The following is a 24,112-nucleotide window of genomic DNA, read 5'->3' as shown; positions in this document are numbered from 1 at the left end:
GGGCTTTCGTGGGAATGCCAAACTGCGTTTGGCGAAAGTCGTGGGGCTTCACCCCACACCCGAGGAAAGGGGGCAGTATCGACTTGCCCCCTTGTCCAATCCCCCAGCGACCCGCCACGAAGCGGACGGCTCCTTGGGCATTTGGTGTCCTATAGCTATCGCGTCAGACGCTCATCCCTGATTCGACTGACGCTGCCTCGGTATCCATACCTCGGCCACGCAACGGACACCAATGCCCCGCGGCCGCTTCAAGCGGGAGCGGCGTAGAATTCGGCAAATGCGTTGGCGGGAAGAGTTGTGGGTGTGCTATCACTCACGCGCGATTCTGTTGGCCACCAGAATCGGCCTAACTCTGTATGCCCATACAGTATGATTTAAAATCAGTCGATTTTGGGGCTAAAAACAGTGCCGTCGTTGCGCATTATTTCTGAAGCACTTTTTATAACTTCAACAAATTCATGAGCTTAAAATTGTGCGCGAAACAAAGCGAGCGCAAATCATGCGCATGCGCACTTTCCACCCAGGATGATTTTTGTTAAGTTGAAAATCGAATTTAAAAACAGCGTGTTGCGTGATTTCTTGCCAAGTGGTTGGAGGTGAGATTATGCGCAAGCGCACTATACAAATGTTAGCCAAAATTATAAAGTTACTCATGGAGTCGAGTCTTGCGTTCAATAATTATACTGTTGTTTTCTTTTATGGTCGTATCGTGCGTAGTTGTTCCAAAGAAAATCGAGTATTACGATCACGATTGTGAAATTGCTTCAAAGCGTTATGAGTTAACAACAGAGCAATATTCACTTTTCGAGCAGGCGAAGGCATGTTCGGATGATGAGTGTACAGCACAAGCAGTGGGTGTGGCATTTGGTGCAATAGCGGTTACATCAATCAGTGCTGTTATATCAGGATCTATCGTGTTAGTGGGCAATACTGTATATTGGTTAGAAAAACAAGGTAAGTGCAGTAGAGTCTGAGCGGCTAACAAAAGGTTCAACCTGACAGCTTCGCTGCAGGTTAACCAAGTGTTAGCTGTACAAGGAGGTTTTAGTGCAATCCAATATTAAAGTATTAACTAAATCTAAACATGGTCTAGTCTCGGGAACTTTAAGAGGTTTAGCGGACTATTACGGTTTAAATTTAAATGGGCTTCAATTTGTTTTTCTTATTGCTGCATTTTTTGGAGTAGGTTTGGTTTTATACTTTGTTCTATGGATAAGTATTCCAAGCTATTCACAAAGGGCAATCCTGTTAAATGATTTACAATCTAAACAAGAGTAATGTACAGCTAACAAGCCAAATCAGCAGGACAAATAAAGCTTGCCTTTTGTCGCTGCGCTCTAAGTTTAGGCAAGCATTTATTTGCCTCTGTTTGGGGCGTTATATGCTATTACTGGCCAACCTTATCTACATCACATTAAGTTTTTAAATTTAATAGTAAAATCATTGATCATTTATCATGGAGGATTAGCTATGCCAGGCGCATTTGCACATATAACAGCTGTTAATTTCGCAATAAGCAATTCAAATCTCAAATCATTAAATATGTCTAAAAAAGCAAAGTTAGCTCTCAGCCGAAATCAAAAATTCGTTGAGCTAGGTTGTGTCAGCCCTGACTTTCCTTATTTAAAATTAGGAAGTCCAGACCAAAATGAATGGGCCGATAAGATGCATTATGAGAAAGTAGGCGTCTTAATAAGAAAAGCAATATTACTTGTAAAAAATTTATCAGGCGAGGATCAAGAGAAAGCATTTGCTTGGCTTTGTGGTTTTGTTGCCCATGTCATTTCTGACATTACAATTCACCCTGTTGTTGAGATGAGAGTTGGGCCATACCATGAAAATTCTCAAGAACATCGAATTTGTGAGATGAATCAAGATGCGTATATATGGCCAAAGTTAAACTTAGGTGAAATCGGTTATGCTGAAAGGGTAAATAATAATATTGGCTCTTGTAATGATCCTTCAAACCCATCGAATTTAGATAGAATAATTACTAACCTATGGGAAACTTGCTTAAAGGATGTTTTCCCTGAAAAAGCTGACTCTACACATCCTGATATTAACGGTTGGTATAAAGGCTTTCAGTTTATAGTTGATAATATTGAAGAGGGTTATCGACTTTTTCCTTTAGCTAGACATGTTGCTGCGAAACAAGGGTTAGTTTATCCAAGTTTGGAAGAGATAGATGAATCTTATATTAAAGCTTTGAAAACACCTTGTGGGATAGAAGATTATGATTCAATTTTCGAGCGAGCAGTTGAAAATGTGAAGCAATACTTGTGCTACTTGTCTAACGCTGTTTTTGATGATGGTAGTGTTGATATGTTTTTAAATTGGAACTTAGACACTGGTCGTTGTGAAAAGGAAATGTTGACAGCTTGGAGTAACTCATGAAATATCTAAACTTATTAATTTTATCAGTGTTAACTGCTGGATGCGCTGTATCTGAACCATATAACGATGAAAAAATGTATGACTTAGCTTCCCAATTTAAAGATCTTGCTCAAACTGTCGATGGAGCCATTAAATTTGGTGATGTCATGATTGATAGCGGTGCACAGGCCTTAGAAATTGTTTCAACAGAGCAACCTGATAAGGTTGCACCTTTTGTTAAATATACAATTAAAGCTGAAATGCAAGGCGACAATGCCGTACTTCTATTGTGTGAAGAAGATGTTGCCTTAATCGAAGATGCAGGGTGTAACGCTGTACTTGATAAAGTTTATTGGCATGAACTTAAAAGTAATAGTTGTGTGATTACATTGCAAAGTAATCAGGTATGCAATTAGAGAACGCATATAACAAAGCATTTAAGAGTGATTCCCAACGCTTGGCATTTTTCATTCCATCGTTGGGTTTCGTGTTTCTGGTGCAATGGTTTAGTGTCGTGGTAGCGTTGCTCACACCTTAATGCGGCGTTAAATTTACGAATGAGAATGTTACTGCGATTTATAAAATGGACGCTTTTAGCAGTTGGTAGCTGCCTGTTTCTATGGTTTATCATAAGTTTTACTCTTTATCGGCTTACTGATAAATCTAAAGAGGAGCTAGTTGGGGAGGTTCATTACAAATTTATAGAGCTAAATATTACCAATAGGCAAATTTTCGAAGAGCTAATAGGCAATAAAATAGTCAGGCTTGAGAACTACGGAGTCTTCTATGTTTCTCCGAATGACCGTAAGCTTTTGTGGCCAGAAAATCCTCACGAAATGTTAAAAAAGAAATATACTATTAAGGCCAAAATCGAAGTTAGCAGTCTCAAGTTTGGTGGCTACTCAGTGGCTAAAGTGGTTTCTACAGAGAAACTAGATCAACAACCAATAATCAGTAAATAAATTTAACAAAGCGCTCTACCAACGGCAGCAAGCTGCCTGGACTCAAAAAAGCTGCGCTTTTTCTCGCCGGTAAGCGCGGCGTTATATTCCCAAGTAGGCACAGAGTACATTGAAGATTATTAGAGTTTTTTTATTTGGAGTTTGTTTATGGCAGAAGCTGTCGCTGAGAACACCTATTTTACTGCTCAAGGGGAGCAAGATGGTAAGCCAGTTATTTATCGAAGTATGGAAAAGGTGCCTGAAGGACAAAACGAATCTGACTACCCCACTCTAATAAATATCTACTGGCCTTTTGAGGCAGATGAGAATAATGGTATGCCTAATGCCCAAACAAACCATGACCAAATTGCGTTTGAGGATACACTAGATCAACTAGATCAGAATGGTGTGAGTCATTTAATGCTTGTAGTAACAGGTAATGGTAGAAAAGAATGGGTTTGGTATGTCAAAGATGTGGAAGGTTGGATGATTAAATTAAATGAGCGACTTTCAGGTCATAAAGTATATCCAATTCAAATTGAGATAAATCAAGATCCAGAATGGGCTACATATCACAACTTTGTAGCAGGTGTTAAGGGAATATAACAAGCAAAGGCAAAGCGACGCGTAACGCGCGCTTGCTTTAAACGTTATGCAGAATCATGAAAAATATCTTCGCATTATTCATTGTCCTTATTTCTAGTAATGTCCTTGCCGATTGGATGGATGACCCGTGTGTTTTGTTTGATGAGAAAGGCACGAAATGTACTTACACAGTCGATAATGTGAAGTTCATTATCTCCCCTGGCGGAGAGATCGACTTCAATAACAGCAAGATGCAAGTTAACTTACCCGAACACTTTGAGATAGAAGAAGTGCGAGATGGCCAGATTTTTGGTGATGCCACATATTTAGCTCTTGCAATTACTGACCATGATTCTGGTGGAACAATAATTATTTCAATATCACTTAAAAAGCGTGAAATTATTTGGTCCAGTGAGTTCCCTGCATTTAATTCTTCACCGCTGCTAGTCTATGAAGATGAACTGTATATTGGCGGTATAGGCAGGGTAGCCAAATATAGCGCCTTGAGTGGGAAGTTAGTTTGGGAGCTAAAAGGGCTTTACGAAAGAGATACTCAAGCCTTTAACGGGTTTAATAAGCCAGTTATTACTGGTGCTAACGTTGAATTTCCTGAAAGTAAGGTTTCTACGGCTAAATATAGCGGTATTCGTAAAGTGGTTGTTAATAGGCAAACAGGTAAATTGGTATCAAAGTAAAATGCATAACAAACGCAAGCACTCGGACCAATTCTCCGCTGCGCTCCAAATTGTCCGGTGTTGCGGGCGTTAGGTGATTCATCAATGTTAAAGTACCTCCTCATAGAAACAAAGAGCGGACAGCCAAATCTTTTTGATGCTTTGCATACCCTCGACTAGGCTTTGAAGTACCTGCTTTGAACCTGTTGAGGCTTGCCATGACTACCGCCCGTCGCCAGTTGATCGATGCTGAAAGTACACCTTTCTACCATGTGATAAATCGGTGTGTCAGAAGGGCATTTTTGTGTGGTGAAGATGCGGTTTCGGGGCGCAGTTACGAGCATAGGCGTGGCTGGATAGTGGATAAAATCAAACAGTTGTCGTCTGTCTTTTGTATTGATGTTTGCGCTTATTCGGTGATGTCCAATCATTACCATTTGGTGCTGAAAATCGATCTTGCGGTGCAAAAAGCGCTATCGCCGTTTGAAGTCGTCGAGCGCTGGAGTGGTCTATTTTGCGGTAATCCAATCGCCGCTAGATTCCTTAAGGGCGATAACCTGTCGGAAGGTGAGCGTATACTGCTGGATACGCTTATTAGTGAGTGGCAGGAGCGACTTGGCAGTATCAGTTGGTTTATGCGCTGTTTGAATGAAGAGATTGCCCGCAAGGCAAATCGGGAAGATGGCTGCAAGGGCGTATTCTGGGAAGGACGCTTCAAATCTCAGGCTCTGCTCGATGAACAGGCGCTGCTGGCCTGCATGATGTACGTGGATCTAAACCCCATTCGTGCAGGTATTGCTGACTCGCTGCAAGCGTCTGATTACACGTCCATTCAGGAACGGATCGAAGAACTTGATGAGCCTGCAACCGCCAAAGTTTCACTTAAACCATTACTCCCATTTGATGGCGCAACAACAGCCGCCGAACAGTCAGGCATCCCGTTTCACTTTGCCGATTACCTGGAGCTGATTGACTGGACCGGTCGGGCGGTGCGTGAAGACAAGCGTGGCTTTATTGCATCCTCCAGACCAAAGCTGCTGCTTGAGCTTGGTATCAGCGACGATGCCTGGATAACCTCTGCTAAGGAATTTCGCCGCCAGTACAGTGGTATTAGCGGCCGCTGGGATGCCATGTGTGCCATGAAGGCCAAATGCGGTGGGAAATGGTGCCGGGGCAAACAGCAAAGCCAAGCGATACATCCCCAGTAAGCTACAGCCTTTTGTAGTTTTTAGTCGACACAGGCATAAGCCTTTCTTTGGCATGTCTGGCTACTGCACTTTTTGAAATGAATTGCCCTAAATGCTCGATTTAGGGAGTCCACTGCCGAAAATTTCACGTTACCTATAAGTGGCTGAGGCTGATTTGGTTGCTTTCTTGAAGCGCGGAAAATGTTTAGGATGTCCTCATTGGTGTTGTGGGCGTCCTCACTCTTTGATTCCACAGCCTAGGCCGCTGAATGCGGCCTCATTTCCTCTGGCGCTATTCCTCTCGCGTCAGCCTCTTGGCTTGCCTGAGTCCTTGCCTTTTGGCGTCCCTGATCTGGCGGCGCCCGCTCCACGCTGTGGGTTTGCCGGTTTTTTCCGTTGCGCCGCTGCCCAAGGGCTTTTGGCAGCAGTGCCGCCTTCGCTTGCCCCTGGCTTTTCTGGGCGCGATTTGTGCTGAGAGATGGGCTGAGAGTTGCGCTGAGAGCTGGGCTGAGCTTTGCGCTGAGAGCTGGGCTTATAGTCGAGAATAGACACAGGAATGGGCTTTTTGGGCTCAAATCCCTCAATGACCCGCCGCTCAATCACATGCCCCAGACGGCTTTCAATCATACACAGATTCTTGAAATCATCTTTTGACAGCAAAGACACAGCTTCCCCTGTCATGCCCGCCCGGCCGGTACGACCGATACGGTGGATGTATTCATCCGGTGGGTATGGCAGATCGTAGTTCACCACCCTTTGCAGCTTATCGACATCAATTCCCCGTGCGGCCACGCCCGTGGCTACCAGATACTGCAAACTGCCGTCTTTGAATTCGCTCAACAGCTGCTCACGCACCGCCTGACTGCGGCCACTGTGAAACGCTTCGGCGTGAATGCCACGCTTTTCAAGCTGGCTGACCAACTTGGCCGCGCCATGTTTGGTTTCAATGAAAATCAGTGCCTGCTGCCATTGTTCAGTTTGGATAAGATGGCTCAGGAGGGCCGACTTGGCGTCCTTATCGACCGTCACCAGCCACTGGGAAATTTCTTTTTTGCTGGGCTTGGCAATGGCAATTTCAACCGGATCCGGCACCGCTGTTTTGGCCAGATCGCGAATGCGTGGGGATAAAGTTGCCGAAAACAGCAGATTCTGGCGGTTCGTGGGCATACGGCCGATAAGGTCGTTAATGACCTCAATAAAGCCCATATCCAGCATGCGGTCAGCTTCATCCAGCACCAGCACCTGGATTTCTTCAAAATGCACAGCGCGCTGATGGTACATGTCTTTGAGTCTGCCAGGCGTCGCCACCAGAATATCCACGCCTGCAATCAGCGCCTGCTTTTGGGCCTCAATATCCACACCGCCATACATGGCCAGCACGGTCAGCGGCAAGTTCGCAGCGTAGGCGCTCAGATTGTCAGCCACCTGCACCACCAACTCCCGGGTTGGCGCCAGGATCACCGCCCGTACCCGTTTTTTCCGCTCAGTCTTTCCCTGGCTTAAGCGCTCAATCAGCGGCAGTCCAAATGCCGCGGTTTTGCCCGTTCCGGTTTGAGCCGCGGCCAGCAGATTGCGGCCACTTAAGGCTACCGGGATAGACTTTTGCTGGATCTCGGTAGGCTGTTGATAGTTCAGTGACTCAAGTGCAGAAGTAATGGCGGGAGCTAATCCCAGACTGGCAAATGACATAGCAAATCCAACTCAGTGTAGTGGGCGGTAGCCTCAGGATGGGCGCGCATTTTATCGCTATTCATCCGGGATTCAAAGCCGGCGGCGCGTGATGGGGGTAAGCCGACATGGCTTAAGTCTGGCACAGAAAGGCCGCACACATATGGACACATCCCACAGATGCTGGCCGTTTTTATTTGCGGATAGCCATTCTATGTGTGAAGCAAAAGTGAGGACAGCTATAACACTTCACTCGCAGATTGCACCAGCTTTTACCCCATCGAAGCCGCTTTGGCGGTTGGACTGAGTGAAACGGGCAAGCCGAGATATGGATATCGAGGCAGAGACCGTCGAGCTTGGAGCGAGTCGGTCTTGGTGACCGTTTTCAGTCCATAAGGCCAAAGTGCCCGGCTTCGTCTGGGGTCGTTGGGGGATTGGACAAGGGCTCATGCTCGCCAGAGCATCCATGAGCGCGAACCATGGATGGTGAGCTGGCCCTTTTGCACGGAGGCAATTGCAAGTCGATACTGCCCCCTTTCCCCGGGTGTGGGTCGGCGACCCACGACTTCGAGCAAACTTTCCGTCGTTTAGTCAAACGACACCCCAAACGCGCAGACAGCCACTATTCGGCCATCCTGTCGAACATCATGAAACTGATACCGTTTGCATCTGAAGTAAGCGCCAATCCATCACTCTGCCTTACCGTGTACCCAATCCAGCACTGGGCTTAGCCACTCGGGCAAGGGCTGATAAAAGGCGCCGTGAAGTTTGCCGGTATCGATTTTTAGCTCCTTGAAGCTTGCCGGTTTTTCGGGAAAGTCCATAAAGTGGCGGCAGCTTGCGCCCAGGGTATCGCTCGCTTCATAAATCGACAGCACCTTGCCGGATAATCTTAAGTTGGGTGGCACTGAGCCTTCGGGGCAAGAGGCCAGCAGCACGTAGCGCAGCTGTGGTCGATGCAGATAGCTCGACACTCTGGTAGTAATGCCGCCGCCCTTTGAAAAGCCGACCACCACTATGTTGTGCTCGGGTACACCCGCCTCAATCAATTGTTCAACCTGCGCCACTATGGTGCCTGCATAGGCGTACATGTTGGTATTGGCCGGGCGCTGGGATGAAATCACCACCGCGCCACGGGAAGCCAACGCATCCAGCACTGCCGGGTAATCATATAAGCCAAAACGCGGGTCGGTTGGCCTGGGGCCGCTGTTTTCGATGATGCGGCCGTGTAAATAAAAGAGATAGGTTGCCGAAGGGCTCGGCTTTTCCGGCGCCGTGGTGACCACGGCGCCTGCGTGTGCCTGCATGGCTAAACTGCTTATGAGCACCCATGTTGCCAATCTTATTTGCATCACTACCTCGTCAGTGTGTTTTTTCGTTCACTCTAGGTCACACAAATTGGCAGGCTTGAGAACAGATAACATTCCGGATGGGAAGGGTATCGGTGCAAGCCGGCTTCTTTGTATCCTGATTTCAGCCGCAAAGTACCAGCCCTGCCTTGAGATAGGCTAACAAGCAGTCAGCAAGCACGGTTACGGACGTTCTATTTGGCCGCGCGGGCCTGATAGTAAGAGGTCACCACCGGGTCGGCACCGATGCGCTCTGCATAGGCTTGAAGGGAGGGCGCGATACGCGTGACGCAGTCTGCCGGAACATGATCCAGCTGTCCCGAACCCAGCCAGCGCAGCAACATAAGTACCTTTAAATCTGCAATGGTCAGCTTGCCGTTGGCGAAATAGTTGCCCTGCGTCGCAAGCTTTTGTGCCATCCAGCCCAGGTACAGGGTCAGAGGACCCGTGACAAAAGCCTCGCGGGCACTCTTGAGGGCATCACCCTGCAGGCCAAAGCTTGCTACCAGTTTATGGGTGAGGTCTTCACAGCCGTCCATGATTTCATCGCATAGCAGCGCCTGAAAGGCATCCTGCGGATAAAGGTCTGCTGCCTTGCCAAAATAGCGCAGTAAGGCACTTGACTGGGTGTACTGCACTCCCTCTATGTTGACAGTGGGCACCTGGCTCAGTGGTGTGCTTTTGCGCACTTCGGCAAATTCACCATAGCCGAAACGGAAATCCTCAAACGGGATGCCGGCGGCGTTGAGTGCGATACGGATTGGCTCACCGCGGCCGCCATCAACATCGAAATAACTGACTTTAATCTGGCTCATTGTGCTCTCCTGAGAGGTTTGTTTTGCTGGATATAAATCTTAGTTGCTTTTATGTCGTGCAGGTTCCGACACCGAGAGTGCTGATGGAGTCTTGTGGTAAAAAAGACAAAACAGACTGTACAGTCATAGCAGGTTGCTGCTTCGGATGCTCTCGGCTAAAGAGTTGATTCCCATGCTGTCGGACCTTCGAACTGCCCTGATTCCTGGTCTGGTATAAATTCGGGAGTTCAGTCATGCAGCACAGATTTTGCGAATGACGTTGGGTGTTACAGGAGCCAAAAAAGACTTAATGCTTATGATTTTTCACCACTTTTGATGAAATGATATAGTCTTCCACTGCTTTTGTGGGCATAGGTTTCGAGAATAAGTAGCCCTGTGCAATGGTACAGCCCATATGGGTTAAATGATCAACTTGTGTTTGTCGCTCTATGCCTTCCACAACAACCGTTAACTGAAGGCTGTTTGCCAGCGATACTATGGTGCTTGTAATTGCGCTGTCTTTTTCCGAGTGATCAATTTCCACAATAAAAGAGCGATCGATTTTCAGGCAGTCAATGGGCAGTAGTTTGAGATAACTCAGTGATGAATAACCTGTACCAAAGTCATCAATCGATATGTTGAGGCCAATCTGTTTAAGTTCGGTCAGCACCTGAATCGAATATTCCATGTTATGGATGAGTGTCGATTCGGTAATCTCAATTTCGATGGTGCCGGGGTCGAGCGAGGATGTAAGGATTTCATTTCTCAAAAATGGGATAAACTCGGTGTCGTAGAACTGGATTGGTGATAAGTTGAATGAGATGCAAATATTGGCATCAAGTCGCTGTTGCCAATCATTTAATTGGCGCAATGTTTCTTTCACCACCCAGCGGCCGATGGGAATAATCAGCCCACGCTCTTCTGCAAATGGAATAAACTCTAACGGGGAAACATAATTTCCCTCGGATTTTTTCCAGCGCAGTAATGCTTCAAAGCCGACATATTGTCGGGTTTTTAAGTCTATTTTGGGTTGGTAATGGAGTTCAAAACTCCCTGATTCTATTGCTTGCCGCAATTCAGCTTCCAAGGCGATGCGCGCATAGCTTTTTTCGTCTTGTTCGGCGGAATAAAAGCAGACCCGGTTGCGACCCTGTTTTTTGGCACGGTACATTGCCGTGTCAGCCTGTTTCAGCAAATTACTCACGGTAGAGCCATTGTCTGGATACAGGGCGATTCCGATACTGGCACCAACGTACAGTTCTCTGTCGTCTAATTTAACGGGTTTGCTGGCAAGTGAGATGAGCTCTTCAGCGAGCACGGCGTAGTCATGCTGGCCTGAAAAGGCATTGGCAATGACAACAAACTCGTCACCGCCGATACGAGCCAGCATGTCAGACTCCCGTATACGATGGCTAAACCGCTGCGCCACCTCAATCAGAAGTTGATCGCCCATTTCGTGGCCTAAACTGTCATTGACGGATTTAAAGTCGTCCAGATCAATAAACATTAATGCCAAGCTGCAATTTAATCTTTTGGCTATGCGAATATCACGATTTAGCTGATGTTCAAAATTAGACCTGTTTGGCAGACCGGTCAGTTCATCGTGAAACGCCATATGTTCGATTGCGTGTTGTTTGGCTTTGAGCTCTGTCATATCACGCAACAGGAAAACAGTGGCATTAAGTTTAGGGTCGCTTTCTATAATGGTGTAAATATTAAGCAATATATCGACGGAAATTCCCGATGTTGAGTTGATTTCTACCTCACCGGACCAGGTTTTGTTGGTGGCAACAGCCTGCATTATTTCGTCGCTTTGTATATCTGAATCAGCCAAAATCGTAGTGAGGCAAAACTTGTGATCAACTAAAGTTTGCTTGCTTAGGCCGGTCAGCTCAGAAAACTTAGGGTTCACATCAATGATAACCCCGTTGCTGTCAGTAATAATGATGCCTTCGTCGATGGAGCCAAGGGCGCTTTTCGCGATTTGAATTTGCCGCATTGGATTGATAAGGGAATGCCTGACGACGGCATGAACAATAAATACAATGAAAGCACCGACAATCAGCAATTGTAAAAACTCAATGACTAGTCCCGCTTGAAAAAAGCTTCGGTAGCGAGATTCATGTAGCACGACTTCGACATTACCTATGGTTATACCGGATTGAATGATGGGTTGATTAACGACCAGTAAGGCCCCTGATATGATGCGTTTATGGTCCTGGGCTGTGTAGTTGCCGATTGTTCCATCGGGTAAACGCACTCGCCCCATAAAGAGATGACCAAAATTGCCATAGACCCTGATCCCGGACACTTCTGAAATATTGAGTTCAAAGTCGAGCATTGCCGATGCCACATCCTCTGAAAGCTGACGGGATGCGCCTTGTTTGTAGATGTCCCAAATCATTGGGCTTACGGCATTCGCAATACGAATAGCAATAGTGTTGGTGTCTTCCAATAGCTTTAATTCAATTTCCTGTTGCGCTCTGTAAGTGCGAATCAGCAAAAAGCTGGTCATTACCAACGTAGTAATGACCATGAGAACCATGAGCAGTTTTAACGAAATGTACTGATTAAAATTGGTCATGGGTTATTGTTCATCATAGGGACCAAACAACAGGTAGTAGTTTTGGTATTTCGCTTTAAACAATTGCTTACGCTCAATGAAGTCACGGGAAAACTCATTCTCCTCTTTATATTTTTTGTAGACCTCATCTGACGCCAGTTTCCACTTTGCCAAATCCTCATCACTCCATGTGTTAAGCGTAATGCCTTCGGCTTTGAATTTGTCCAGTGCTTCAAAGTCTTTCATTTTACTGCTTATTGTAGTGGTGAGTGTGTAGGCCTTAATGGCCGTTTCCAGGATCAGTTTTAAATCTTCGGGTAATGCGGTATAGGCTTTGTCATTAATGAGAAAGTCTGACAAAACGGAGGGTTGCCAAATGGCAGGTACAATCGCGTAGCGGCTGATATCCTGCAGCCCCAGGTCCCACGCCCCTGACGTCGTCGTCCACTCGACGGCATCCAGCGCGCCTGATAAGAGTGCAGGGCGAATTTCTGATGGTACAGTGGGGATTGCATATGCGCCGCTGGCGGCGGCAAGTACTTCACTGGGTAAGCCGGGGCCGATACGCACTTTCTTACCTTTTAAATCACTTAAGGAATGAATGGGAGTTCGCGAGAGTAAACCAAACTCCATCCCAGGCCACCATGCCGGACGCCACAGCACACCAGCGGGCTTTGATAAATCGTTTGCCAGCTGCGTGCCTTCGGCCCCCAGAAAAAACAGCATGGAAGCATCGAGGTTCATGAAGTCAAATGGTCCCGCATTCATGACTGCCCAGGCAGGGTGTTGACCAGACCACCAATTCGGCCAGCCATTACCCATTTCTATTGTTCCTTCGCTGACAGCAGAAAAAATATTGGGACCAATCACTAAAGCGTCTTTGCCTCCGGAGTAGAGGGTTATGTTCAGCCGCCCGGAGCTCATGATACGCACGTTTTCGGTAAACTTTTTAAGCTCAATAAAATCATTGGCCTGCTCAACCGCATGGGATTGTAAGCGCCAGTTAAATATTTGTTTTTGTTCTTCTTGTTGACAGCCTTGTAGTGTCAGTAAAGCTAAGCACAATAAAGTCATTAAGCCTTTAACGATTGACATGGTTTGCCCCCTAACCCGAATCATGCGGAAAACATTCCTTCAGTTTTTATTCTGGTTTTCTGTTGCCATTAGCGGGTGACCGCCGATGTTACTGTTTAGCTTCTTTAAGACTAGTATCAATTTGTTGATGATATTCTTCAGCTTATGCCGCCAGCCCCGCATACTCAACAGCGGGCATATCGTTTAATTGGCTTTCTGGGTAAACAGGCCTGGAGCGCTGAGGTCACATTCGATTGTATATCTGGCGTTGTTCAGTATCTTAAGCCGTGCTGGTTCCGGCCCTGGCTCCTCAATTCGTCATTCACTTCCAGTGCTACAACCTGCTGCACCAATGACAAAAAGAGCTGTTGGGTATGCTCATTTATTGTTAAAGGTCGTCGGTTTTTGCCGTTGTATCTTGCGCACAAGCTACAAAAACATTCCTGGCCTTCATCAACCAAAGCAATTGGCGAAGCATTGCTGTAAGTTCGGGCTATATTTTAAAACAGGAAACTTAAGCAGTAGCTATTACAAGGGACTTATGTGTCTCTGAATACCATGCAGCTGCTTGGTTGTCACTTTTCAGTGTGTTCAACGGATGGTGATTATGCTCAGGTTTTCTTTATGGATAACCTTGATTTTGATGGTTTTGCCTGTTGCTTCTGAGGAGGTGGATGGGTATGTCCCCCCCACTTTTACCGTTGGGGTGCAGGATTTCTATTACCCACCTCATTCCTTCATTGAGGAAGGGCGTTATGCCGGCTTTGGTCGGGATGTTCTGGATTTATTTGCCAGTCATCGTGGCTACAGGTTTGTCTATGTACCTCAACCTTATATCCGCAACGTGGTGGATTTACTCGGCGGCAAAATCGATTTTCAGTACCCCGACGACAGCAAATGGTTGGTGGAGATGAAATTGCCCCATACCATTTTTTATAGCAATGGCATCGTAGGCTATATGGATGGCGTGAATCGAAATCGAGCGGATTTGGGTAAACCCTTGGAAGAGTTAAAGCGCATGGTCATGCCGATTGGGTGGACTGCCAAAGATTATGAACCCCTGGTCACCGAGGGCAAGCTTATTATTAATCAGGTAGGTTCGGTTCAGGCGGTCATCGCCATGGTACTTAAAGGGCGGGTCGATGGTGCCTACCTGAATGCTGATGTGGTCAATTACCATTTTGCCAGTATGGGGCGGGAAGGCGACGTTGCCATTGATACCACTCTGCCTTATTCCTTTGGCCACTTTACCCTGTCCAGCAAAAAGCACCCGGCCATTATTGAGGAATTTAATGCGTTTCTGAATGAGCAGGCAGATGCAGTTGCCAGCCTGAAAGAAAAATATCACTTTAAGTATGACAAGGAGCCGTCGGTGCAACCTTTCACGGTGAATTGATATTACCCCAAACAAAAAGCCGGCATGCGCCGGCTTTTTTTATGGTAACTGCCCTGAGTATTTACGAGTGCTTGGAGTGCAGTACTTCCAACAGCTCATCTTCCAGTTGGAAGCGGGTTTCCATGGCGTCGCCCAGGTTGGAGAGGTCTTCATCCAGTTGCATCAGTACGTTGTCATCGGCTGAGGCCGTGTACTTGTCATTGAAGTCGAGCGCAGCGTCTGTGGTGTTGTGAATGCGCGGCAACAACTTTTTTGCAATCGCCTGGCTGGCCTGGCCGTTGGTTTCGCAGGCGCTCACCACGCGGTTATAAATCTCAAAATGGCCTTCAGAAACGTAATCGACCAGGAGATCGCAGAAGGCTTTGACATGGTCTGACGACGGCAGACTCTGGCGACTTTCGTAAGGAGGTAAGCCTGCGATTTGGCAGTAGTGCACCAGCAGATTTCTGCGGTTTTCCAACCAGTGATCGATGAGCTTGTTGGCTCCCCCCCATCTCTGTTGTGCACGCTCTAGCTGGGTCAGCATTGTTAGCCTCTCTTCCTCAATAGTCATATCTTTACTGTAGGAGAGATAATGGTAGTTGATCAACTGATTTTTGACGCTTCAGGTGCTCGGTTTTAAAAGGACAAACCAGTTGTTTTGTATACAAAAAGAATGCAAATAAAAAGCCCGGCAACAGAAGTCTGATGCCGGGCGAGTCAGAATATATCTGGGCTCGATGTGACGAGCTTCTTGATTGTTCTTGCTAGCGCAGACTTTTTATACCAAAGGGGATCTCCCCACGCAACTTTTTTCTGCCACGGCGTTCACAAAGACGTCATTTTCCCTTCATCTGTTGATCTTGATCAGAAGACATTGAAAAAGTCTCTCAAGGCGGCTTAGCGGGTGGGATCAGTTCACATAAATGCATTGAGAAAGGTTACTTTATTCCCGTAAATGCTAAACTACCGCGCAGCTTTCAATAAGAACAGGAATCACGCCAAATGGCAGAATTGAAAAACGATCGTTACCTGCGCGCCCTGCTTAAACAACCCGTGGATGTCACGCCCGTGTGGATGATGCGTCAGGCGGGACGTTACCTTCCTGAATACCGCGCCACCCGTGCCCAGGCCGGTGACTTTATGTCACTGTGCAAGAACGCTGAACTGGCCTGCGAAGTGACCCTGCAGCCTCTGCGTCGCTATGAGTTGGACGCCGCCATCCTGTTCTCTGATATTCTGACTATTCCCGATGCCATGGGCCTGGGACTGTACTTTGAAACCGGCGAAGGCCCACGTTTCGAGCGTAAGGCCGATACTCTGGAAGCCATCAAGGCGCTGCCTATCCCGGATCCTGAAGATGAGTTGGGCTACGTGATGCGTGCCGTGAGCACCATCCGCCGCGAACTCAAAGGTGAGGTGCCGCTGATTGGTTTCTCCGGCTCGCCATGGACCCTGGCCACCTACATGGTAGAAGGCGGTTCGAGCAAGGCGTTCGAAAAAATCAAACGTATGATGTACTCAGAGCCAATGGCATTGCATCTGCTGCTGGACAAGCTGGCCGACTCGGTCATCCTGTACCTGAATGCGCAGATCGCCAACGGAGCTCAGTCGGTGATGATTTTCGACTCCTGGGGCGGCGCTCTGTCTCACAGTGCCTACCGTGAGTTCTCACTGCGTTACATGCAGAAGATTGTTGATGGTCTGACCCGCGAAGCCGACGGCCGCAAAGTCCCAGTTACCCTGTTCACCAAGGGTGGCGGTCTGTGGCTCGAATCTATGGCCGAAACCGGCTGTGATGCGCTGGGTCTGGACTGGACTGTGGACATCGCCGATGCCCGCCGCCGCGTAGGTCACAAGGTTGCGCTGCAGGGCAACATGGACCCATCCATGCTGTACGCACCAATCCCACGTATCGAAGAAGAAGTTGAGCAAATTCTGGCTGGCTTCGGTGAAGGTACAGGTCATGTGTTCAACCTCGGCCACGGTATCCATCAACATGTGGACCCAGAGCACGCAGGTGCCTTTATCAAGGCTGTGCACGAGAAATCTCGTAAGTATCACAAGTAAGCTATTGCACTTAAGTTGATGACGCTGAAAAGGCCCGCAATCGCGGGCTTTTTTGTGACTGTGCAGTGGGTCTCTAACTGGCGGTGGAGCAGTGCTTATGTCGGCAGTTCAATTCTGAATTCACAGCCCTCGCCGGGGCGACTGACCGGCATCAGCTTCATGCCCAGAAGACCGGTCAGCTGGCGCACGATGGACAGACCCACCCCCAGCTGTGGCAAATCCGTACTGCCGGTTTGCTGCCAGGCTGCCTGCAATTCAGCGCCCATTCCTGGGCCTGTATCGCGAATGCTGATGGTTTGCTGTGCGCCCTCAAGCAGGCTCACACAAATTCTGCCGCCCTGGGGGGTATAGCGCAGTGCGTTATCCACCAGGTTTGCCAGTACCCGGCCAAACAGCTGTGGATCGGTATGCAGCGCTAAGGCACCGGGATCGTCGATACAGAGCTCAATCTGCTTTTGCTGTGCTTTGGGGGCAAAGCACTGACCCAGTTCATCCAGTACGGGCTTGAGCGGCGTTAAGCGCGACCGCACCCGTATCTGACCATTTTCCAGCGCCGCCAGCTCCAGCAGCTCGCCAAGTTGCGATTTAAGTTTTTCCCCCGAGCGCATGCCTGCGTCCAGCCAGGCAGTGTCACGCTGCTTTTCCGGGGTGATAAGAAAGGTTTCCAGATACCCCAGCAGCGAGGTGAGCGGCGTTTTGAGATCGTGTGATAAGTGCAGTAAAAACTGCTGCCGGGCCGCTTGTTGGTTCACCAGTTTTTGATGCTGCTGCGACAAGGTTTCCAGTAACATATTGATATTATTGCTAAGGCTCTCTATCTCTGCGCCGCCACCATACTGGCCCGGTAAGCTGGTGTGGCCAGCATCAGCGCCTGAAAGTCTCAGGGCCTCAAGATCTGTGCTTAATCGTTTAAGTGGTGCGCTCAGCACCTTGGCCAGCAGCAAAAACAGCGCCACTACAAAGCCGATGGCCAGCAGCATTCCGGCGCCAAGGCCGCGGCTTTGAATGTCTGAGGCCAGCAGTTGATGCCAGCTGTCGTAAATCTCACCGCCGATAATCACATAAAGGTAACCGGTGAGTTTGCCATCAGGGGCCTTTAATTCGCTGACTGAAAATATTTTTTGCTGCTCGGCTGAGCGTGGATCTGTCCCTGTGATGGGCAGTTCATCGCCGCGCAGAAAGCCCTGAACAGGGGCCAAATCCACTTTATCAGTGACTACCTTATTCGGGGCAGCGTCGAAGGCCAGCACCTGTCCTGTGGGACTTAAGGTATAAATTTCAAAACTTGGCCCCAGCAGCATAAAGTCGTGAAAGGCTTCTTTGAGGGCGCTGTCGGTGGTGACACCCCGCGACAGCATGGGATTGATATGGGCCATATGGGCCGACAGTTCCCTGTGCAGCGACTGCTGCACCTTGTCACGCCCCAGCCGGTGGCTTTGCTCCAAAAAGGCGCCCAGCGCCAGCATCAAACCCAGCATCAGTAGCGTCGAGGCCAGCAACAAGCGTGAAAATAGGGTCTTCATCAGTGCAATGCCGCCTGAGCTGCGGGAGGAGCAAATTTGTAGCCCACCCCCCACACGGTTTGTACCAGCTCCCGGGAGCCGGGGATATGGGCGAGTTTGCCGCGCAGACGATTAATGTGGCTGTTTACTGTGTGCTCAAAACCATCGAAACGATAACCCCACACGGCATCCAGCAGTTGGGTGCGGCTGAAAACCTGTTGGGGGTGGCGAGCCAAAAAGGCAAGCAGATCAAACTCTTTGGCTGTAAGAGCCAGGGTGTTGTCGAAGGCCACCACCTCGCGGGAGTCCACATCGATGCGCAGCCCTTCAAACTCAATCAATTGCCGGGTTGGTGCTGCGGTGAGGTTGCGTCTGAGCAGCGCTTTGGCGCGGGCACGCAGTTCAAGCACACTGAATGGCTTGGTCATATAGTCGTCGGCGCCACTCTCAAGCCCAAGCACTGTATCGGCCTCGCCGTCGCGGGCGGTGAGCAGCATCACCGGCATCTCCTGGCCTGCGTTTCGCAGTTGCTGACACAGTAACAGGCCATCGCCGTCGGGTAACATGCGATCCAGCAGCACCAGGTCGATACGCTTGGCCTGCAGCAGCGCCTTGGCCTGATGCAAAGAGGCGGCGTGAAAGACCCGGAAATTGAGGGCAGTCAGGTTAACCATAATCATCTGGGCCAAATCCTGCTCGTCTTCCACAAGCAGGATCTGCGCCCCTCCTTCCATTGCATGGCTATCTTTGGTGTTACTTCCTTTGGTGTAGTAAGGCATCACACTGGCTCCGGCGGTGACAGGTAACAAGATGACCTGACGCCGGCGCCTTTTCTTTCATCACTTATTCGGTGCGTGTGATGGTTACCTTGAGTACAGGGTTGTCGAACCTGTGTGAAGTGTGCAGCACTGAGTCGGCCAAACCATCGTCCTGGCTGATAACACCGGGGTGCACGTGAACCCGGTTCACATCATCCCGCGCCGCATTAAAGCCTTCGCCGCCATCGGCTGGGCCGGGTATGCTGCCTTTGGCTTCGGAGTTGGCCTCGGTACCGGCATCGTATGCCATCAGCCTCAGGCTATTGCTGGCGCCATTTTCCATGGACTCGATATCCATGGCATTGAAACCGCTGAAGGCATCATTGGTATTCACCAGCATGGTCAGCAGCGACAGCGCATCCACCTTATTTTCTGCAAGAGTAAGCATAAGGGTTTCACTCATGCCCGGCGGCAGGATACCTGCGCCGCGAACCAGCGCATCAACACCGCTGATGGTATCGAATCCGGTACTGTCGCCGCCTTCGGCCAGTTGCTCCAACGCCACGCTGGCACTTTCACTGATTTGCCACAGTTTGATGTCATCATTGTGACTGATAAGCGCCAGCGGTGACATTGGCTGATTGGCGGTGAGGTTGGTGACTGTCACTTCAAAGCTCTTCATCACCACTGGCGGCGTAGGTGGCTCAGGGGGTGGTGGTGGCAGGTTGTCACTGTCAGAGCAGGCACCCAATCCGAGCAGGGCGAGAGCCAGCAGGCTGGTTTTTACGGGAAGCTTATTCATCTTGAGCCTCCTTATTTCACGGTTACAACCACGCGGGCCACGGGGTTAAGCCAGCGGTGGATGCGGCTGTCGAGATCTGAGGCGCCGCCATTGGGGTCGGTGTCACCCAGCACGCCAGGATGGATATGCACCTTGTCATTGGTTGAGCCATCGGCCACGCCGGTACCGTTGCTGCCGCCATTACCTCCGGGGGCGGCAGGGATACCCGGTTGACCGGGGGCACCCGCGCCATTGATGATTTCATCGTTGGCTTCGGTGCCGGCATCGTAGGCGTTCAGATACAGGGTGTAGGTACCAGCCTCGGTGGGAATAGGCCAGCTATCCAGGCCAATAAAGGCATCGTTGGTGGGCAGCACCATGGCGACCAGACTCAGATGTGTCTGGCTGCCGCTGTCCATCATCACGCCAGACACACTGGCGCCAGCAGCCATCAGTCCGGCCGCGGGGTTTTGTACAGTTACGCCACCGGCACCTTCAACCTGAGTCACCAGCTCATCGATGGCACCGCCTTCGGCCATTTTTTGCAGCGCGGCAGTGGCCATTTCGCCACTTTGGAACAGGTGCATGTCAGCGCCGTGGGCGGCGATCAGTACCGGAGTAAAGTGGTTGCCGTGGGTGAGGTTAGTGATGCTGATATCCAATTCGGCGGCGTTGCCGATATAGGGCAGGGCAGCGGCAAGCAGGGCGCCTGCGGGCAAAATTTTATGGGTCATGGTGTCGCTCCTTTTTGTGATTGATAGAGAGCAGAATCCCTTGAGAACTTCACTCAAATATCGCCGAAATATCACAAAAAAATCACAGAGTGACGGTTGTTTGTGCCAAAGAATGCGCTAAATCAAGGTGAAAGCTCGCGGATTTGGGCAAGCTGCCGCTGTTTTTGCATTGGAAGGCACAAGACTGGTTTCGGCGCGACCACAAATAAGGTATGTTTCGGCGCGTTATTGCAGTACTCGTTTAGTCATTGGCTGGAACGGGTTATATACAGCCGTGGTTAAAGATGCACATTGGCAAAAAATTTCTGGTCTTCATTGCGGCATTTTGTTTGCCGGCGATGTTGCTCGTCTATTGGGCGTTGGGTCTCTGGTTCGACAGCAAGGCCTCTTTGCTTTACCAACAGTCCATTTCTCAGGAGCTGGCGAGTATTCGCGAGCACTATCAAAGCAGCGTCAAAAGGCAGCTGCTGCTCAGTCATATCTATGCGGGGCCATTAAAGGCGTTGCCAGCAGAGGCTCAGGCGAGCCTGGATTCGGCCTGGCATGAGCGTACCCACGCCCTGGGACTGCACTTTTACCGGGTGGCTGAAGACGGGCTGACAGTATTGGGGCAGAGTACAGATGCCGGACTGCCGGTTGATGTGCTTAATGCCCTGGAGTCACCTTTGGATGAAGTGTCAGGGGCTGTGTTACTGGATTCAGGACCCCATATATTAACCATGGTACATCTGGGTGCTGTGAGAGTGCTGGTCTCCAGAGTTTTATCTGAAAATGAGCTCAATCGCTTGGGACAAAGCGGCTTTGTTAAGCAGGTTCGCATAGTGGCGGTGGGGGGACAGCAACCGGCAGGTCATCTTATCCCCATAGACCATTTGGGTGCTGCGCCATTGGCTCTGGAAGTTGTCTTCAATGCTGCCAGCTACAAGGGCATAGCTGTGACTGCCGACCGAATGGTGTGGAGCATTTTTGCTCTGGGTGTGTTGCTGTTGGCGTTGGGGTATTTCTGGTTTCGTCGCAGCCTGGTATCGCCATTGCGCAGCATGATGGTACAACTTGGCAAAATAGATCCCAACGCCAGTGAATATCAGCCGCTCAGCGCTGAGGGATGTACCGAGGTGCGGCATTTTTCCCGGGTAAGCAACCAGTTGCTGGCAGAAATCTTTGCCCAGAAGGAGCGTGGACGGGCAATTTTGGAAGGCATTGCCGATGCGGTGCTGCTAACCGATACCCAGGGTAAGCTGATATACCTCAATCCACCTGCGACTAGGCTTTTCGGGCGCGGTATTGAGCAGCTCAAAGGCAGAAGTCTGGCTGCGGAACTGGGATTAAAAGAATCGACCATACCCGATTTTCTTGTGGGTTCCGGCCAGCAAAGATGGCAGGGGCGATTGCGCCTGGTGGATAAGCTGCTGCAATACAGTCTGAGCCGTATCGAAGACCATCAGGGGCACATGCAAGGGGCGCTGATGGCGCTGCGGGACGTGACCGCAGAGGAGCGGCTCAAGGCACAGTTGCGGCGTCAGGCCGAGGAAGACAGCATTACAGGTCTGCCCAATAGGGCCAGTTTTGAATCGCGGCTGCAGGCCATCAGCGGCGATGTGAGCTCGGCGGCTGTGTGCTATCTGGATTTGGAGCAATTTAAGATTATCAACGACAGCTGTGGCCACCTGCAGGGCGATGAGATGTTGCGCATGGTGGCCACTGCATTGCGGGGCTGTTTGCGCGAGCAGGATTTGCTGGCTCGCCTCGGGGGTGATGAGTTTGGCATTCTTTTGCTTGATATCAGTGCCCAGCAGGTAGCCAAGCTGCTTAAAAAGTTGCAACGGCAGTTGTCGATGCAGGTATTGGAGTATCAAGGGCAGTGTTACCGGGTTGGCGTGAGTATCGGGGTGGCGTTTGCCAGGGCTCCTGTGCCACCGCTGGGGGAGCTGTTCAAGGACGCCGATATTGCCTGTATCGCGGCCAAGCGCAAGGGTTGTAACCAAATTCACTTCTACGATGACAAAGATAAAGAACTGAATTATCAGCGTAATGCGCCCAAATGGGCTATGCGTATTGCCCATGCGATTCATAGCAATGAACTTGAGCTTTACTATCAACCGATTCATGCATTGGATGGGGCTAATCACCGTCAGCGTATGGAGGTGCTGCTGCGGATCCGTGAAGCCGATGGCCGTATTTTGCCGCCTGCACAATTTATTGCATCGGCAGAGCGGTTCAAGTTGATGCCTGAAGTGGATAAAGCGGTAGTGTCCCGGGCCATGCGTTGGCTGGCAGCCCGGCCGGAGCTGTGGAGTGACCACTGTTTGTCCATCAACCTGTCTGGTAATTCGCTCGGGGTTGAGGGCATGGAAACCTTCATCGTTGAAGAGCTCAGGCGTACCGGTGCCCCTTCAAGTTGTATCTGCTTTGAAATTACCGAAACCTCGGCAATTCAAAATCGGCAGCGGGCACTGGATATGCTCAGAAGCCTTAGGAAAAAAGGCTTTTCTTTTGCTATTGATGATTTTGGCAGTGGCTTTGCTTCCTATGGCTACCTGCGTGAGTTGCCAGTGGATTACGTGAAAATCGATGGTTGCTTTGTGCGCCAGCTGGCGGGCAACGCCAAAGACTACGCCATTGTGAAATCCATTCACGATGTGTGCGCCGTGATGGGCATAGAAACGGTGGCCGAATTTGTTGAGAGCCAGGAGATCATCCGTAAACTGGAAGAAATCGGCATCAATTATGCGCAGGGCTATGCGGTGGGCAGACCCAAGCCTCTGGACGATTATCTTGGCCGTCCACAGCTGGCCCGATTGGCCTGATATTGCAAGTTTCCCCTGATTGTGACAGTGTAAGCCATTGTTAGTTAGGTTAAATAAGTTTGGGGGGCCTATGGATGGCCTGATGGACAAGGTAGTTATACTCACTGGTGCCTCGGAGGGGATTGGCAGGGCGCTGGCCCGTTCATTGGCAAGGCTTGGGTGCCGACTGGTGCTCAGTGCCCGAAATGAAGCCCGCCTCAGAACCCTGCAATTGGAATTGGGGACTGCTGCCGATGTATTGCTGGTGGCTGCCGATGTGGCCGACGACACTCAGTGCCAGGGGCTGGTGGATGCCTGTGTCGAGAAGTTCGGTCGGCTGGATATACTCATTAACAATGCCGGCATGACCATGTGGTCCCGCTTCGATGAGCTGGAAGATCTTCAGGTGCTCGAGCAAATCATGCAGGTTAATTACCTCGGCCCCGCCAGACTCACTCACTACGCCTTACCGCATCTTAAACAAAGCCATGGGCAGGTGGTCGCCATTGCCTCGGTTGCGGGACTGACCGGCGTGCCCACCCGCAGCGGCTATGCGGCCTCCAAACATGCGATGTTGGGCTTTTTCGACTCGCTCAGAATCGAGCTTGCCGATGATGATGTGGCCGTCACCGTGATTTGCCCCGACTTTGTGGTGTCGCAAATTCACAAGCGCGCCCTGGATGGCAAAGGTAATCCGCTTGGCACCACGCCGATGAAAGAAGACAAGATTATGAGTGCCGAGGCCTGCGCCGAAGCCATGATCCCCGCCATTGCCTGCCGCGAACGTATGCTGATTATGTCCCGCCGTGGCCGTCTTGGCCGTTGGGTGCGTCTGTTGTGGCCTTCGGCCATCGACCGTATTGCCAAAAAAGCCATTGCCGGTGGCCACTGAGGTAAA

Annotated in this window: 21 protein-coding genes and 1 pseudogene; 12 read left to right on the top strand and 10 right to left on the bottom strand. The window is 49.8% G+C overall.

What is annotated here, in order from left to right:
- Window positions 1-665: 665 nt before the first annotated feature.
- From ABYK60_RS05205 to ABYK60_RS05170, 8 genes and pseudogenes are all read left to right on the top strand, one after another.
- Window positions 666-974: a hypothetical protein gene (locus ABYK60_RS05205; protein ID WP_372870865.1), complete on the top strand. Its 309-nt coding sequence runs from the start codon at window positions 666-668 to the stop codon at window positions 972-974.
- 73 nt (window positions 975-1,047) lie between these two features.
- A complete protein-coding gene (locus ABYK60_RS05200; protein WP_372870864.1) occupies window positions 1,048-1,278 on the top strand; it encodes a PspC domain-containing protein in 231 nt (76 codons plus the stop codon).
- A gap of 81 nt (window positions 1,279-1,359) precedes the next feature.
- A complete protein-coding gene (locus ABYK60_RS05195) occupies window positions 1,360-2,394 on the top strand; it encodes a zinc dependent phospholipase C family protein (protein WP_372870863.1) in 1,035 nt (344 codons plus the stop codon).
- Window positions 2,391-2,789, top strand: a complete 399-nt coding sequence (locus tag ABYK60_RS05190) for a hypothetical protein (RefSeq protein WP_086585074.1) — start codon at window positions 2,391-2,393, stop codon at window positions 2,787-2,789. Before ABYK60_RS05195 ends, ABYK60_RS05190 begins: the two co-directional genes overlap by 4 nt.
- A gap of 141 nt (window positions 2,790-2,930) precedes the next feature.
- A complete protein-coding gene (locus tag ABYK60_RS05185) occupies window positions 2,931-3,335 on the top strand; it encodes a hypothetical protein (protein ID WP_372870862.1) in 405 nt (134 codons plus the stop codon).
- A gap of 147 nt (window positions 3,336-3,482) precedes the next feature.
- Window positions 3,483-3,920 carry a DUF695 domain-containing protein gene (locus ABYK60_RS05180; RefSeq protein ID WP_372870861.1) on the top strand — a complete coding sequence of 146 codons (438 nt, stop codon included), beginning with the start codon at window positions 3,483-3,485 and terminating at the stop codon, window positions 3,918-3,920.
- Between the two features lie 56 nt (window positions 3,921-3,976).
- On the top strand, window positions 3,977-4,594 hold the full coding sequence (locus ABYK60_RS05175) for a hypothetical protein (RefSeq protein ID WP_372870860.1): 618 nt from the start codon (window positions 3,977-3,979) through the stop codon (window positions 4,592-4,594).
- Window positions 4,595-4,791: 197 nt separating this feature from the next.
- Window positions 4,792-5,427: pseudogene (locus ABYK60_RS05170) on the top strand (transposase); the annotation flags it as partial.
- 639 nt (window positions 5,428-6,066) lie between these two features.
- Here the strand turns inward: ABYK60_RS05170 and ABYK60_RS05165 are convergent.
- The 5 genes from ABYK60_RS05165 to dctP all read right to left on the bottom strand — a co-directional run bounded on the left by ABYK60_RS05165 (window position 6,067) and on the right by dctP (window position 13,229).
- Window positions 6,067-7,449, bottom strand: a complete 1,383-nt coding sequence (locus ABYK60_RS05165) for a DEAD/DEAH box helicase (protein ID WP_372870859.1) — start codon at window positions 7,447-7,449, stop codon at window positions 6,067-6,069.
- Between the two features lie 668 nt (window positions 7,450-8,117).
- Window positions 8,118-8,735, bottom strand: coding sequence for an alpha/beta hydrolase (locus ABYK60_RS05160; RefSeq protein WP_372870858.1), 618 nt, complete (start codon window positions 8,733-8,735; stop codon window positions 8,118-8,120).
- Window positions 8,736-8,971: 236 nt separating this feature from the next.
- Window positions 8,972-9,592, bottom strand: a complete 621-nt coding sequence (locus ABYK60_RS05155) for a glutathione S-transferase family protein (protein WP_372870857.1) — start codon at window positions 9,590-9,592, stop codon at window positions 8,972-8,974.
- A gap of 286 nt (window positions 9,593-9,878) precedes the next feature.
- Window positions 9,879-12,155 carry a putative bifunctional diguanylate cyclase/phosphodiesterase gene (locus ABYK60_RS05150; RefSeq protein ID WP_372870856.1) on the bottom strand — a complete coding sequence of 759 codons (2,277 nt, stop codon included), beginning with the start codon at window positions 12,153-12,155 and terminating at the stop codon, window positions 9,879-9,881.
- 3 nt (window positions 12,156-12,158) lie between these two features.
- Window positions 12,159-13,229: a TRAP transporter substrate-binding protein DctP gene (dctP, locus tag ABYK60_RS05145; RefSeq protein ID WP_372870855.1), complete on the bottom strand. Its 1,071-nt coding sequence runs from the start codon at window positions 13,227-13,229 to the stop codon at window positions 12,159-12,161.
- Window positions 13,230-13,815: 586 nt separating this feature from the next.
- Between dctP and ABYK60_RS05140 the strand changes: the two genes are divergently transcribed.
- A complete protein-coding gene (locus ABYK60_RS05140) occupies window positions 13,816-14,604 on the top strand; it encodes a substrate-binding periplasmic protein (protein ID WP_372870854.1) in 789 nt (262 codons plus the stop codon).
- 61 nt (window positions 14,605-14,665) lie between these two features.
- Here ABYK60_RS05140 and rsd read toward each other — a convergent pair whose 3' ends face one another.
- Window positions 14,666-15,130 carry a sigma D regulator gene (gene rsd / locus ABYK60_RS05135; RefSeq protein ID WP_372870853.1) on the bottom strand — a complete coding sequence of 155 codons (465 nt, stop codon included), beginning with the start codon at window positions 15,128-15,130 and terminating at the stop codon, window positions 14,666-14,668.
- A gap of 458 nt (window positions 15,131-15,588) precedes the next feature.
- Here rsd and hemE point away from each other — a divergent pair, with 458 nt between their 5' ends.
- Window positions 15,589-16,653: a uroporphyrinogen decarboxylase gene (gene hemE, locus ABYK60_RS05130; protein WP_126169225.1), complete on the top strand. Its 1,065-nt coding sequence runs from the start codon at window positions 15,589-15,591 to the stop codon at window positions 16,651-16,653.
- Window positions 16,654-16,748: 95 nt separating this feature from the next.
- Here the strand turns inward: hemE and ABYK60_RS05125 are convergent, their stop codons facing one another.
- The 4 genes from ABYK60_RS05125 to ABYK60_RS05110 form a co-directional block, all read right to left on the bottom strand.
- The gene (locus tag ABYK60_RS05125) at window positions 16,749-18,176 is read right to left on the bottom strand and encodes a sensor histidine kinase (RefSeq protein ID WP_372870852.1); all 1,428 of its coding nucleotides are present in this window, start codon (window positions 18,174-18,176) and stop codon (window positions 16,749-16,751) included.
- Window positions 18,176-18,934 carry a response regulator transcription factor gene (locus ABYK60_RS05120; RefSeq protein ID WP_372870851.1) on the bottom strand — a complete coding sequence of 253 codons (759 nt, stop codon included), beginning with the start codon at window positions 18,932-18,934 and terminating at the stop codon, window positions 18,176-18,178. Before ABYK60_RS05120 ends, ABYK60_RS05125 begins: the two co-directional genes overlap by 1 nt.
- Window positions 18,935-18,998: 64 nt before the next feature.
- Window positions 18,999-19,715 carry a spondin domain-containing protein gene (locus tag ABYK60_RS05115; protein ID WP_372870850.1) on the bottom strand — a complete coding sequence of 239 codons (717 nt, stop codon included), beginning with the start codon at window positions 19,713-19,715 and terminating at the stop codon, window positions 18,999-19,001.
- Between the two features lie 11 nt (window positions 19,716-19,726).
- Window positions 19,727-20,428, bottom strand: a complete 702-nt coding sequence (locus tag ABYK60_RS05110) for a spondin domain-containing protein (RefSeq protein WP_372870849.1) — start codon at window positions 20,426-20,428, stop codon at window positions 19,727-19,729.
- Between the two features lie 338 nt (window positions 20,429-20,766).
- Between ABYK60_RS05110 and ABYK60_RS05105 the strand changes: the two genes are divergently transcribed.
- Both ABYK60_RS05105 and ABYK60_RS05100 read left to right on the top strand, forming a co-directional pair.
- A complete protein-coding gene (locus tag ABYK60_RS05105; RefSeq protein ID WP_372870848.1) occupies window positions 20,767-23,235 on the top strand; it encodes a putative bifunctional diguanylate cyclase/phosphodiesterase in 2,469 nt (822 codons plus the stop codon).
- Window positions 23,236-23,305: 70 nt separating this feature from the next.
- A complete protein-coding gene (locus tag ABYK60_RS05100; protein WP_372870847.1) occupies window positions 23,306-24,106 on the top strand; it encodes an SDR family oxidoreductase in 801 nt (266 codons plus the stop codon).
- Window positions 24,107-24,112: the final 6 nt, after the last annotated feature.

Source organism: Shewanella sp. (assembly GCF_041630135.1).
Classification (GTDB): domain Bacteria; phylum Pseudomonadota; class Gammaproteobacteria; order Enterobacterales; family Shewanellaceae; genus Shewanella.
This window is presented reverse-complemented; position numbering and strand designations above follow the sequence as displayed.

Coding starts and splice junctions, on each gene's coding strand:
- ABYK60_RS05190 (WP_086585074.1), top strand. CDS start 2,391: ATGAAATATCTAAACTTATTAATTTTATCAGTGTTAACTGCTGGATGC.
- ABYK60_RS05185 (WP_372870862.1), top strand. CDS start 2,931: ATGAGAATGTTACTGCGATTTATAAAATGGACGCTTTTAGCAGTTGGT.
- ABYK60_RS05180 (WP_372870861.1), top strand. CDS start 3,483: ATGGCAGAAGCTGTCGCTGAGAACACCTATTTTACTGCTCAAGGGGAG.
- ABYK60_RS05175 (WP_372870860.1), top strand. CDS start 3,977: ATGAAAAATATCTTCGCATTATTCATTGTCCTTATTTCTAGTAATGTC.
- ABYK60_RS05165 (WP_372870859.1), bottom strand. CDS start 7,449: ATGTCATTTGCCAGTCTGGGATTAGCTCCCGCCATTACTTCTGCACTT.
- ABYK60_RS05160 (WP_372870858.1), bottom strand. CDS start 8,735: ATGCAGGCACACGCAGGCGCCGTGGTCACCACGGCGCCGGAAAAGCCG.
- ABYK60_RS05155 (WP_372870857.1), bottom strand. CDS start 9,592: ATGAGCCAGATTAAAGTCAGTTATTTCGATGTTGATGGCGGCCGCGGT.
- ABYK60_RS05150 (WP_372870856.1), bottom strand. CDS start 12,155: ATGACCAATTTTAATCAGTACATTTCGTTAAAACTGCTCATGGTTCTC.
- dctP (WP_372870855.1), bottom strand. CDS start 13,229: ATGTCAATCGTTAAAGGCTTAATGACTTTATTGTGCTTAGCTTTACTG.
- ABYK60_RS05140 (WP_372870854.1), top strand. CDS start 13,816: ATGCTCAGGTTTTCTTTATGGATAACCTTGATTTTGATGGTTTTGCCT.
- rsd (WP_372870853.1), bottom strand. CDS start 15,130: ATGCTGACCCAGCTAGAGCGTGCACAACAGAGATGGGGGGGAGCCAAC.
- hemE (WP_126169225.1), top strand. CDS start 15,589: ATGGCAGAATTGAAAAACGATCGTTACCTGCGCGCCCTGCTTAAACAA.
- ABYK60_RS05125 (WP_372870852.1), bottom strand. CDS start 18,176: ATGAAGACCCTATTTTCACGCTTGTTGCTGGCCTCGACGCTACTGATG.
- ABYK60_RS05120 (WP_372870851.1), bottom strand. CDS start 18,934: ATGCCTTACTACACCAAAGGAAGTAACACCAAAGATAGCCATGCAATG.
- ABYK60_RS05115 (WP_372870850.1), bottom strand. CDS start 19,715: ATGAATAAGCTTCCCGTAAAAACCAGCCTGCTGGCTCTCGCCCTGCTC.
- ABYK60_RS05110 (WP_372870849.1), bottom strand. CDS start 20,428: ATGACCCATAAAATTTTGCCCGCAGGCGCCCTGCTTGCCGCTGCCCTG.
- ABYK60_RS05105 (WP_372870848.1), top strand. CDS start 20,767: ATGTTGCTCGTCTATTGGGCGTTGGGTCTCTGGTTCGACAGCAAGGCC.
- ABYK60_RS05100 (WP_372870847.1), top strand. CDS start 23,306: ATGGATGGCCTGATGGACAAGGTAGTTATACTCACTGGTGCCTCGGAG.